At 55.7% G+C, this 11,747-nt stretch carries 13 protein-coding genes; 10 read left to right on the top strand and 3 right to left on the bottom strand.

Features of this window, described 5'->3' with window-relative positions; all coding sequences use genetic code 11:
• Window positions 1-135 precede the first annotated feature (135 nt).
• The 4 genes from G3T16_RS05330 to G3T16_RS05315 are packed head-to-tail and all read left to right on the top strand — an operon-like array spanning window position 136 to window position 3,650.
• Entirely contained in the window at window positions 136-1,506 is a 1,371-nt protein-coding gene (locus G3T16_RS05330; protein WP_163494149.1) for an aromatic ring-hydroxylating oxygenase subunit alpha, read from the top strand.
• A complete protein-coding gene (locus tag G3T16_RS05325; protein ID WP_163494148.1) occupies window positions 1,503-2,063 on the top strand; it encodes an aromatic-ring-hydroxylating dioxygenase subunit beta in 561 nt (186 codons plus the stop codon). The genes G3T16_RS05330 and G3T16_RS05325 overlap by 4 nt, the downstream gene beginning before the upstream one ends.
• A gap of 24 nt (window positions 2,064-2,087) precedes the next feature.
• Complete coding sequence (locus G3T16_RS05320) at window positions 2,088-2,405, top strand: 2Fe-2S iron-sulfur cluster-binding protein (protein ID WP_163494147.1); 318 nt, start codon at window positions 2,088-2,090, stop codon at window positions 2,403-2,405.
• A gap of 21 nt (window positions 2,406-2,426) precedes the next feature.
• Entirely contained in the window at window positions 2,427-3,650 is a 1,224-nt protein-coding gene (locus G3T16_RS05315) for an NAD(P)/FAD-dependent oxidoreductase (RefSeq protein ID WP_163494146.1), read from the top strand.
• Window positions 3,651-3,662: 12 nt separating this feature from the next.
• Here the strand turns inward: G3T16_RS05315 and G3T16_RS05310 are convergent, their stop codons facing one another.
• Window positions 3,663-4,556 (bottom strand): RNA polymerase sigma-70 factor, encoded by an 894-nt coding sequence (locus tag G3T16_RS05310; protein ID WP_163494145.1) that lies wholly within the window; start codon window positions 4,554-4,556, stop codon window positions 3,663-3,665.
• A gap of 167 nt (window positions 4,557-4,723) precedes the next feature.
• On the opposite strand from G3T16_RS05310, the gene G3T16_RS05305 reads away from it, so the two are divergent.
• From G3T16_RS05305 to G3T16_RS05285, 5 genes are all read left to right on the top strand, one after another.
• Window positions 4,724-5,227 (top strand): carboxymuconolactone decarboxylase family protein, encoded by a 504-nt coding sequence (locus G3T16_RS05305; protein WP_163494144.1) that lies wholly within the window; start codon window positions 4,724-4,726, stop codon window positions 5,225-5,227.
• 152 nt (window positions 5,228-5,379) lie between these two features.
• Complete coding sequence (locus tag G3T16_RS05300; protein ID WP_163494143.1) at window positions 5,380-5,715, top strand: Sec-independent protein translocase subunit TatA/TatB; 336 nt, start codon at window positions 5,380-5,382, stop codon at window positions 5,713-5,715.
• Window positions 5,716-5,758: 43 nt separating this feature from the next.
• Window positions 5,759-6,544, top strand: coding sequence for a twin-arginine translocase subunit TatC (tatC, locus tag G3T16_RS05295; RefSeq protein ID WP_163494142.1), 786 nt, complete (start codon window positions 5,759-5,761; stop codon window positions 6,542-6,544).
• Window positions 6,545-6,771: 227 nt separating this feature from the next.
• Window positions 6,772-8,193 carry an alkaline phosphatase PhoX gene (locus G3T16_RS05290; RefSeq protein WP_197911916.1) on the top strand — a complete coding sequence of 474 codons (1,422 nt, stop codon included), beginning with the start codon at window positions 6,772-6,774 and terminating at the stop codon, window positions 8,191-8,193.
• A gap of 42 nt (window positions 8,194-8,235) precedes the next feature.
• Window positions 8,236-8,841: a hypothetical protein gene (locus G3T16_RS05285; protein ID WP_163494140.1), complete on the top strand. Its 606-nt coding sequence runs from the start codon at window positions 8,236-8,238 to the stop codon at window positions 8,839-8,841.
• A gap of 248 nt (window positions 8,842-9,089) precedes the next feature.
• On the opposite strand, the gene tatA is transcribed toward G3T16_RS05285, so the two are convergent.
• Both tatA and G3T16_RS05275 read right to left on the bottom strand, forming a co-directional pair.
• On the bottom strand, window positions 9,090-9,317 hold the full coding sequence (gene tatA / locus G3T16_RS05280) for a twin-arginine translocase TatA/TatE family subunit (protein ID WP_163494139.1): 228 nt from the start codon (window positions 9,315-9,317) through the stop codon (window positions 9,090-9,092).
• 154 nt (window positions 9,318-9,471) lie between these two features.
• Window positions 9,472-10,410, bottom strand: a complete 939-nt coding sequence (locus tag G3T16_RS05275) for an AraC family transcriptional regulator (RefSeq protein WP_163494138.1) — start codon at window positions 10,408-10,410, stop codon at window positions 9,472-9,474.
• Window positions 10,411-10,624: 214 nt separating this feature from the next.
• Here G3T16_RS05275 and G3T16_RS05270 point away from each other — a divergent pair, with 214 nt between their 5' ends.
• Complete coding sequence (locus tag G3T16_RS05270; RefSeq protein ID WP_163494137.1) at window positions 10,625-11,686, top strand: efflux RND transporter periplasmic adaptor subunit; 1,062 nt, start codon at window positions 10,625-10,627, stop codon at window positions 11,684-11,686.
• Window positions 11,687-11,747 lie beyond the last annotated feature (61 nt).

The following is an 11,747-nucleotide window of genomic DNA, read 5'->3' as shown; positions in this document are numbered from 1 at the left end:
CAGGTGTGCAGTCATTAATGAAGCCTTGTTGACATTAAATGCTATGCCATGATAACTTATTCTACATTGGCTAATGGGCGGGTTTGCTGCTTTTAATCAAACGAGAAGTGTTAATCAGGCGAGTAGTTGTTGCAAGTGGCAAAAGATAAGGACGTTAACATGAAATGTAATTCAAATGATGAGCGACTGGTCGATGCTGAAGCGGGGTTGGTGGACAGAACGGTCTTTACGGATCAAAAGATCTTTGAGAGAGAGATAACCGAGGTCTTCGGCAAGTCGTGGCTATTTGTGGGGCACGAGAGTCAGATTCCGAACAGTGACGATTTCTTTCTCTCCCAGGCAGGCCGGGATGCTGTTGTCGTAACGCGTGATTCAGACGGTGAGGTTCAGGTGCTTCTCAATGTCTGCACCCACCGTGGCATGCCGGTCTGCCGGTATGACCAGGGGAATGCCAAGATGTTCACCTGTCCCTATCACGGCTGGACTTTCTCGAACAAAGGGGATCTGACCGGACTGCCGCTGGCAAAGGAAGGCTACTGCGACAGGCTCGACCGCAAGCAGTGGGGCCTGGTCAAAGCGCGGGTAACCTGCTACTACGGATCGATCTGGGCAACTTTCAATGACGAAGTACTGCCCTTCGAGGAAACGCTGGGCGACATGACGTTGATGTTGCGAGATTTTCTGCAGGGCCCGGATGGCGAGGACGACGGTCTCGAAGTGGTCGACGGTATTCTGAAGTTTGAAATTCACAGCAACTGGAAGCTGGGCGCGGAAAATAGCGCCGGTGACCTCTATCATGATGTCAGCCACAATTCGGTACAGCGCGTCGGTATTGCCCTTTCCGGCCTGCGTGGCCGCCATGCGTGGAATGCCGACAAACACACTTTCAAGACGCTGAATGTCGCCTATCCGGAGGGTGGACATGCCGCCCGTGTTAATCTCTATGACGATGAACAGCGGGAGTATCATTCGCAGTGGTCGCAAATCCCCGAGGTAGACGACTATTTCCGTGAGGCACATGACGCGCGCCAGAAGCGGCTGGGCGAAAAGGGGCGCCTGCTTAACCGGGGCGGTATCGTGTTTCCCAGCATTGCCTACAATTCAGCCAATCGTTGGCAAATTACGCTGGCGGTGCCAAGGTCACCGGGCAGGACGGAAATGTGGAAGTGGTACTTCGTGCCCAAGAAAGCACCGCAGGAAGTCAAAGACGCCTTGCGGCATTATCTGCTGCGCTATGGCGGCCCCTCGGGGATGGTGGAGCAGGACGACATCGAGAACTGGGCCTCGGCCCAGGTTGGCGCGCAAAGCCTTGCTGCGCAACACTTACCGATGAATTATATGCTTCATATGGGGGAGGCCAAATGGGCCTGGCCCGTACCCTGGCTGGGTGAGGGAGCCTATGTCGATGAAGGCGTATCCGAACATGCGCAGCGGGTGTTCTATCAGCGGTGGTCTGAGATGATGGGACATCCGGTCCGTAGCCGCGGACAGGAGGAAAGCAAATGAATCAGGACACGACAAGCGCGGCTGAGCGTGTGGGAGACACGGTAAACAGTGAATATATAATGTTGAAGGAAAAGATCGAGCACTTTTTCGCCTATGAAGGTGAGCTTCTGGACGAAAGGAACTTTGATGCCTGGCTGGAGTTGTTTGCGGAAGATGCCCGCTATTGGATGCCGCTTGCGAGAAATGTCAAACACAATGATACCGAGGCGGAATATACACGCGAGCAATCAGATGCCGCCTGGTTCGACGAGGACAAGAAGACGCTTCTCCAGCGCGTAATGCAGCTCAAGGGCGGCGATCACTGGGCCGAAGAACCCTTTTCCCGCACTACTCATATCATCACCAATATCCGCATCCAGAGTCGATCGGAAACAGACGTGACGGTCAAGAGCAGGTTTATCGTCTATGTGAACCGCCGTGAGGAAGAGGTGCGTCTGTTCGTGGGCAAGCGCATCGATGTTCTGCGCATTACCGATCATGGTTTCCTTGTCCAAAAGCGCTCCATTTTTCTGGATCAGAGCAAGTTACTGTTCAAGAACCTTACAACGTTCTTCTGATGGATTAAAGATAGAGAAGCCCCCATGCCGAGTATTACCATCTCTACCAGAGAAAATGAACAGCATATCGTGGAATCAGAAAACGATATGAGTTTGATGGAGGTAATCCGGGAGGCCGGTATAGATGAAGTGGCGGCAATCTGTGGTGGATGCTGTTCCTGTGCAACCTGCCACGTCTATATCGAGCCCGGGTTTATGCAAAATTTGCCAAAGATCAGTGAGGACGAAGATGCCCTTTTGGATAGTACATCTCACCGGAATGAGAATTCCCGTTTGTCCTGCCAGGTAACGATTTCCGATGACCTCAATGGGATGAGGGTAGTTATTGCTCCTGAAGATTAAACTGAAATAATCAGAGGCCATATGACATACAGCACCGATATTCTTATTGTTGGAGCAGGCCAGGGCGGTGTTCAAGTTGCGATGAGCCTCAGGCAGGGCAACTTCGATGGTTCGATCACTATAATCGGCGATGAACCCGATGCGCCCTATGAACGCCCGCCACTATCAAAAGACTATCTTTCGGGAGAAAAGACAGTTGAACAACTGGCGTTGCGCAAGCCTGATTTTTGGCATCAACATGGCATTGCCCTGTGTTTGGGGCAGCGTGTCAATCACATCAACGCCGACAGCCATAGTGCAACCACGGATCAAGGATCGATATATTATTATAAAAAGCTGGTTTGGGCTGCCGGAGGCTTTGCCCGTCCCTTGCCTGTGCCGGGTAGTGATCTTGCCGGGCTCCATGTTATACGTACGCGGCAACAGGTCGATCTGCTGCTATCCGAGGCTGAAACAGCACAGCATATCGTCATTGTTGGTGGCGGCTATATTGGTCTGGAAGCTGCAGCAGTGATGATCAAGCAGGGCAAGAAAGTTACTTTGTTGGAAGTTGAAGATAGAGTGCTGGCCCGCGTCGCGGGGAAAGAAATATCCGCTTTCTATGAGGCCGAGCATCGCAGCCAGGGAGTCAATATTCGCACAGGCACTGGCGTAGCCAGCTTAGCCGGTGAGAACGGTCGTGTTAAATCTGTTGTGTTGCAAGATGGCGAGAAAATTGATGCTGACCTTGTCATTGCCGGGATTGGTTTGGTGCCCAATTATGAAATTCTGAAAGCGGCAGGGGCCAAGTGCTCCAATGGCGTAGAGGTGGATGAGCTATGCCGAACGTCGTTGCCGGACATTTTCAGCGTTGGCGACTGTGCCTGCCATGCCAACAGTTTTGCCGGAGATACCTATTTGCGGATAGAAAGCGTACCCAATGCCGTGGGGCAGGCCAGGGCGGCGGCGAGTGCTATATTGGGCGCTCCAAAACCCTACAAGGATGTGCCCTGGTTCTGGTCCAATCAATATGACTTGAAACTTCAAACTGCGGGCCTTAATCACGGTTACGATGAAACACTATCGCGTGGCGACCCGGATAGTCGAAGCTTCAGCCTGATCTATCTGCGCGGAGGTCGGGTTATCGCCGTTGATACGGTAAACAGGATGAAAGACTTTATCGCGGGGAAGAAGCTTGTGGAGCAAGCCATGATTGTTGATAGAAAACAACTGCTTGGCACTGAAAAGCTGTTGGATGTAGTATAAATCCGTAATAGTTTAACCTATTGGTAAATTGATTACCGGGGCGCGTTTTAACGAGCGCAGCTTGTCCGGGTTGACCACAGAATAAATGCTGCAGACCTGCCGTCCATCAGTTTCCAGCGCCCAGGCTGACAGGATTCGTCGCTCCACGCAGAGCAACACACCGCTCTGGCCGTTGATGGTGGCTACCTGTACCTGGAGCTTGCCCCGCCAGCGGCGTACCAGGCCCATGGCCAGCCGCGTGGTTGCACGTACTCCGGTTATCGGGCGACTGGCCGCTCTGGCCTTGCCGCCTCCATCAGAGACCCACTCCACCTCCCGTGCCAACAGGCGCGTGAAGCCTTCGCGGTCCTCGCTCATCAACGCCTCGGCGAACTGCGTTGCCAGTTGCCGTTGCCGATCTTCCCGAACCGGGTAGCGCACCCGGTCGTCCCGCACTCGCTTGCGTGCCCGGCTGATCAACTGCCGACAGGCCATCTCGCTCTTGCCCAGTACGGCAGCGATATCGTTGTAGCTGTAGTCGAATACCTCGCGCAGCAGGAAGGCGGCACGCTCCTCGGGTCCCAGGCGTTCCAGGGCTACGAGAAAGGCCATGGACAGGTCCGCCGCAAGGATCATCAGCGCCTCGCCGTCCAGAGGGGGTTCATCCAGCAGCGGTTCTGGCAACCAGGGCCCGAGATAGGTTTCCCGCCGGGCTTTGGCCTGCCGCTGCCGGTCGATACCCAGGCGGGTAACCACGGTAACCAGCCAGGCTTCCGCGTCATGAACAAGGCTTTCGTCCGCTGCCCGCCACTTGAACCAGGCATCCTGAACCAGGTCCTCGGCATCCACCCGGCTGCCCAGCAGGCGGTAGGCCAGTCCAAACAGCCTGGGGCGGGCCTGCTGGTAGAGAGCTTCTTTGTCGGCCATGACGTCTCCGGGTGAAAATGAGGGTCCTGAGCGGGGACGGTTCAGGCGGCCCGATTGTGACAGGGCCGCACTATTTCACGTCCAACAGTCACATTCCGGGCAGGTGAAACGTCCCTGCTGTACCCGATTTGGGTAACGTCCACAGTTTAGGATGGAGACAGGCATTTATGACCCAGCGACTTGATTATTTCAAACAGCCATCCGCACGGGAACCCTTGCTGGCCCTTTCGGCTCTGAGCGGCTATCTGCGCGACTCGGATCTTGATCCGGTACTGATGGAATTGATACAACTGCGCGCCTCCCAGCTCAACGGCTGTGCCTTCTGTGTTGATATGCACACCAAGGACCTCGCGGCGGCCGGCGAAGACGGGGCTCGGGTGTATCTACTGACAACCTGGCGCGAGGCCAATGTCCATTCCCTGGCTGAGCGTGCCGCTCTGGCCTGGACCGAGGCCCTGACACGGCTGGATTCGGGTGCGGACCTGAATGCGTGCTATACGGAATTGGCGATGCACTTTTCCACGGCCGACATTCTGAACATTACTTTCACTGTCGTCGCCATCAATAGCTGGAATCGGCTGAGCGTGGGATTCGGCAAGGAACCCGGCGCCTACCGACCTGGCGATCTGGATGGCTCACTGAAGAAGGCGCTGCAAGTCCTTCGGCATTGATGCTTCGGGAGGGCAACACACCTCGCACACGACGGGCAGGGGGGTATCCGGTACGCCCCTGTTCGCCTGGTACGTGAGCCTCCCTGTCACTGTTCGGTCACATGCCTCTGGCAGAGTAGCTGTTACATCCCACACTGCAGGGAATTGCTTCCATGTTTGATCTCGGCTGGGTGGAACTCAGTTTTCTGGCCATTCTGGCCCTCATTGTTGTCGGGCCCAAGGATTTGCCCAAGCTGGCCCGCGGCGCCGGTAAACTCTGGGGAAGGGTGCAGCGGCTGTATCGGCAATCCCTGCAGAGTATCCATAAACTGGAAACCGAAATCGAACTCGCCAGTGGTCCGGATGGGCGCCAGACCCCCGATTACTATGAGCTGTTGCCGGAGCATGTCCGGCGCGCCATGGAAACCGCAGAGCCTAGCCGGGATGCGCAACACAATCAGGAAGTAGAGGCCATGTATAACGAGGCCATGAAGGATCTGAAAAAATAGCACGGCGGTCCGGATCGAGAACACCTGCCCCCAAGGAGGGCTTATGACTCAAGAAGACGATCTGGACCTGAGCCGGGCGCCGTTGCTCGCGCATCTGGTAGAGCTGCGCAAGCGATTGCTTCAGTGCCTGTTGGTGTTCAGTTTCGTGTTTGTGGTTTGCTACCTTCTGGCCGAGCCCATCTACAATTTCCTGATGCAACCGCTGGTGGATGTCTTCGGCGAAAAAGCGGGCCGCCGAATGATTTATACCGGATTGCACGAAGCCTTTCTCACCCATTTGAAGCTGGCCTTCTTTGCCGCTCTTTTTCTGACGCTCCCTCTCATCCTCATTCAGCTATGGCGGTTTATTGCTCCAGGGCTCTACCGGCATGAGCAGCGCTGGGTTTCAACGCTGTTTGCGCTGACCCCAATCCTGTTTTTCGCCGGTGCGGCTCTAGCCTATTATGTGGTGTTTCCACTGGCCTGGGATTTTTTCCTCAGCTTTGAAACCGGAGTGGAACAGACGTCCATTCCTGTCGAGCTGGAAGCGCGGGTCAGCGAGTATCTGGGGCTGGTCATCCGCCTGATTCTGGCGTTCGGCCTCAGTTTTGAACTGCCTGTGGTTTTGCTGCTGCTGGCGCGTGTGGGCATGGTCAACTCCCGCGTCCTGGCGACCAATCGTCGCTATGCGGTAGTCGCAGTATTTGCTGTGGCGGCACTGATTACCCCGCCGGATCTCATTTCCCAGATCGCACTGGGGACACCGGTATTGATTCTGTACGAAAGTTCAATCTGGCTAATCTGGCTTACCGAAAGGCAGGCTTTGAAAGAACAGGCCAGCGCAGGTTGATGACGAGGTGCCAGAAAACGACGAGCGGACTAGCCAGGCAATCGCCAGACGACTCTCAGGCAGCCGCTGGCTTCAGGAATATCGGAACTGTGTTCGCATTGTCATAAAAGCTTTGCCGGCATTTCACACTTGAATAGTAGTCTCCCAGATCGAGTCTTGAAGAAAACGCCAAGCCGTTCTCTCAAGCTCGTCGCAGCATGACTAAACTCAATATAGGGAGATTACCCGTGAATGCCAGTCTTGAATCCAGCTCTGTGGTAAATGATGCCACTGAAATAAACTCTGAACCTGCTGTACAGCCTATCGTCAATCGCCGGGATTTCATGAAGGGTGGCGCCGCCGGTGCGGCTGCCATTTCTTTTGGTGCATTGGCCAGCGGACGTGCCAATGCCTTCACCCACGACTATGGTCCCGTCGCCCCGGTTGCGGACGAAATTACCGGTTTGCCCCTGCTGCAATTGCCAGAAGGTTTCAAATACTGGTCTTATGGCTGGCAGGGGCAAATCATGCAGGATGGTACTCCAACTCCCGGTGTGCATGATGGCATGGGCGTTGTGGCCTCACAGGGAAACAACGTGGTAATGGTGCGCAACCACGAAATCCGCGGCGGCGGTGACGCGGTGCCATCGTCCGCCATGTACAATGCGGGTGCTCGCGGTGGTTGCAGCAACCTGGTGTTCGATACGTTCAAGGGGCGTTGGCTCGCGTCCTATATGAGCATCAGCGGCACTTCCACCAACTGCGCCGGCGGTGTTACGCCCTGGGGCACGTGGCTTACTGCTGAAGAGACTACGGCCAGCTACAATGGCAAGCCTCACGGCTGGATCTTTGAAGTGCCGGGTTTCGGCCTGGCGAAACCCGAACCCATCAAGGCCATGGGCCGCCGCGCTCACGAAGCTACCGCTACTGATCCTGTGACCGGATACGTGTATATTACCGAAGATGCTGGCTCCAGTTCTGGTTTCTACCGCTTCCGTCCCAATGAATATGGCAAGCTGCATGCGGGCGGCGTGTTGGAAATGCTCAAGATCAAAGGCACTGACAATGCGCCTATGGCCAATAGCTATGCAGACGGCACCAGCTGGGAAGCCGAATGGGTCGTTATCGACGATCCCGAGTCAATTAATCCGCGCAATTACACCCAGGGAGCCGACAAGGGCGCCGCCCGTTTTGCCCGGCTGGAAGGCTGCTGGTACGACACCGGCCTGGTATATTTTACCTCCACCAGCGGCGGCGGCATTTCTCGCGGCCAGGTCTTTGCCTACGAGCCTCGCCGCGAGACCCTCACCCTGATTTTTGAAACTCGCAATCAAACTACTCATCCGGTCTCTCCCGATAATCTGACCATCAGCCCACGCGGCGGCATCCTGATATGCGAAGATCGCAGCGGTCCACTGTCTCGCCTTATTGGTCTGAATCAGATGGGCGATGTATTCGAATTTGCCCGCAATAATGTCGAGCTCAGCGCCGCTGATATCGCGCTGGCCGATGGCTACTTTCCCGGCGTTGCGGCTGCCATGAGCCCGGGCAGTTACACCGGCGCTGAATGGTGCGGCGCCACCTTCCATGATCGCTGGCTCTTTGCCAACGTGCAATCACCCGGCATTACCTTCGCCATCACTGGTCCCTGGAACGAAGGCATTCTGTAACAGCCTCTCATTAAAAACACTTTTCCAAAAGGAATTACATTCATGAAAAAGCTCCTTACCGCATGTGTATTGCTGGCCGCTGCCAGCGGAGCACAAGCCCTTCCGATGCACTACTTTGGTGAAATACTTGGCTCCGGCAGCTACGCCGGAACGGTTACCAGCAATGATTCCTGGGCAAACCCCGGGTTCGGTCTCAACCAGTTCGGCGAACAACAGCTCAATCTGTGGGGCTTCGATGCCACAGCCGGGCAAACCTTGTCTGTCGGGGTCAGCAGTACAGATGATTTCAATGGCGGTTTCAGTCTCTATTACGGTGAGATCTCCAATTTTGATCTTCTCGCGGGCCTGTTCAACAATAGCGGAGACATTGGTGCTGCCAGTTATGTGGCGGGCACCAGTATCTTTGGACTGGACTCGCTGCTGAGTGATATCTCCCTGCAGGATGCGGGGTTCTACACCCTGATTGTAGGCGGCAAAGGCCCAGTGGGCGATGCTGCGTCCTACAATTACATGATGGACGTCCAGATGAGTTCAGTACCGGTTGCCAGCTCTCTGTTGCTGATGAGCGCGGGCCTGCTGAACGTGGTGGTGCTTCGTCGTCGCACGCGCAAACAGCATGAGCAACGCGATCATCTTCTGGAAGCCTGATAGGCTGTTGGAAAACAGTCTTGCTTAGCTTGTGACTACGTTTGCGGACAAGTGCCGCAAACGTGGTTTAAAACAGCTGATCCGGCTGTTGCAACGTTCTGTTTAACAGTATTCGGCCAGGGACGGCCGTCTGTGTTGGCGAATCGAACCGAAGCTATAAATTATAGATGCAATGCAGGCAGGGTAGGGAAAAAGCCGTATCAATCAAAGGGCTCGCAGACGCAAGCCCCAGGGCCATCGGTTTTCTTCTAGTTTTCTTCGACTGGTCGGGTGTTTGCCGGCTGAGGCCGGGTGTCTATTGTCCCGGTCAAACGATCATCGCTCCTGGCCTGCTCCGGCTCGTCTGCTTCCACACCCTTCTTGAAGCTCTTGATGCCCTGCGCCAGGTCCGTCATCAGTTGTGGAATCTTGCCCCGGCCGAACAACAGCAGGAACAGAACCACCACCAACGCAATCTGCCAGAAACTCAGTCCCATCGTCGTACTCCTTCTATGGACTTCAAGTACGGCAACTCTGCCATATGCGTGTGACGTTATGATGTCAGCTCAGAGAACTTCCAGCGGGGCCGAGCTTGTATGCCAACATGCAGGCCAATGGCCTGTGAATTGGGCATGACCAATTGCTGCCCGTTTAGCTGGCTGCAAAGTGCTGCTCGTTCAGGTTCATTGCTTGTGGATGGACGTGCTGACGTAGTTGACTGATATCCCGTCCGGGCGGCTTGCCAAACATGCGGGCGTACTCGCGGCTGAACTGGGACGGGCTTTCATAGCCGACCTGGTACGCCGTGGCGGCAACATCCAGGTCACGTGACAACATCAGGTGCCGTGCCTCTATCAGGCGCAGCCGTTTCTGGAACTGCAGCGGACTCATGGCTGTTACCGACTTAAAGTGGAGGTGGAAGGTTGAAACGCTCATGTTGGCCAGTTCGGCCAGAGCTTTCACACTTATCGGTTGATCCAGTTCAGCTTTGAGCTTTCGGATCACGGAGGCAATGCGCTGCATGTTACTGCCCTTGAGCGCCGTATGGACCATCGTACTGCCGTAATTGTTGCGCAATAAGCGATAGTACACTTCCCTGATCATGCTTGGCGCCAGAACAGGAATATCTTCCGGGCTATTCAGCAGTCGCGCCAGCCGCAAGACGCTTTCGCTCATTGGCTCCTCAACCTTGCCAACAAAGAGACCCCGGGTTCTGGGTAATGGCTTGCTGCCGTGAGTGTCCATGTCGCGGACCAGCAGTTCGGAAATCTGTTGGAAATCCAGCCTGATCTTCATGCAGAGATAGGGATTGTCTGTCGAAGCCTCGGTGACCTGGCCGATCATTGGCAGATCGACGGACACCACCAGATAGTCCGAGGGATTGTAGTAATAGATCTCCTCTCCCAGCATTGCCTGTTTACGACCCTGCGCCACGATACACAACGAGGGGTCGTATACGCTGGGAGTAAGCCGTTCGGTAGTGCTGGCCTTGAACGAGAACACGCCGGGAATTGGTGTCGCATTGACACCTTCTTGCCGTGCAAATTTGCCGATCAAGGAGGCCAGTTCCTGCTTCTCCGATTCGTTCATCTGTCTGTACCTGTCAACAAACTCCTCACTGCAGATTGTATCCCCAAAATCCATGCCTCCAAAGCAGGAATCCGGGTGCTCGGAGAAACAGGCAGCCATTCAATATATTCGGGCATTCAGGGATGCCATTGCCTTGCCATATTGTTCTCGCCTGTGAGCCAGTGCCTGGCTGGCGAAATTTCAGCCTCAAGTTGCTTTGGAGATGACCATCAGCATGAACCTGGACATAGGCAAAATTCCCGACCAGGCACCGCGCCTGCTTCGCTCTCGGGCGCGGGTATTGTTCCTGATTACGGTTGGCCTCCTCGGCTACGCCGCGGCCGGATATTCCCAGGCGCCGCCAGGTGTTGAAGCAATCCGGGTTGTGGAGTCTCCATTGATCGAGTCGGTTCCGCTTACCGGCTCTGTCGTGGCGGGGCGCCACTCCCGGCTGTCTACCGAGGTCTCCGGCCTGATTCGGCAGTTGGCGGTTGATGTGGGTGATAGCGTGGAAGCCGGCGCAGTACTGGTGGAACTGGATGATGAACTGGTGCGTATCGACCGGGATCAGGCTCAGGCGAATCTGCTCAGAGTCCGGGCGCAATGGCAAGACAGTGAAAGGCGATTGCGGGAGGCTCAATCGCTGCGGGATGGCGCTATTGCTGAAAGCGAGGTGCGTGCGCTGGAAGCACAGGAGCGGATACAGCGCGCGGCTCTGGGTGTCGCTCAAGCCAACCTTCAGTGGCTGGAAGCGGAAGTGGTCCGGCACCGCATCCACGCGCCGTATGACGGCGTCATCAGTGCGCGAAACATGGATGTCGGCCAATGGGTGGCGCCGGGCGAGGACCTGATGGGCCTGGTGGCTACCCATCCACTGTGGATCGATTTCCAGGTGCCACAACGGTATTTTTCCCGGGTCTCGGAGTCGGCGCGGGTGCAATTGCGTTTTGATCCCCACTTTGAGCAGGTATTCACCGGCTCTATTCATCGCAAGGTTCCACTGAGCGAGATCGGTGCACGTACCTTTCTAATCCGGATCAGCCCGCCGCACAATATTCCCGCCCTGATCCCCGGAATGGCCACCTCCGGACTCTTGCAGCTGGGAATGGAGCGGTCAGGTGTCCAGGTTCCGCGCGATGCGTTGATTCGCTACCCGGACGGCCGGGTGACCGTGTGGCGTGTCAGCGGAGCCTCTGAAGCCGGCTCGACAGGCACCGCGACAGAAGTACGGGTTGACCCGGGCATCAGCAATAACGGTTGGCTGGAAATAAAATCCGGGCTAAGCGCGGGGACATAGTGGTCACGCGAGGCAATGAGGCCCTGCAGGACGATATCACGGTAAGCCTGGAAAGGTTGAC

This window comes from Kineobactrum salinum (assembly GCF_010669285.1).
Lineage (GTDB): Bacteria > Pseudomonadota > Gammaproteobacteria > Pseudomonadales > Halieaceae > Kineobactrum > Kineobactrum salinum.
The sequence above is the reverse complement of the archived record's forward strand: the minus strand, read 5'-3'. Positions and strand labels throughout refer to the sequence as shown.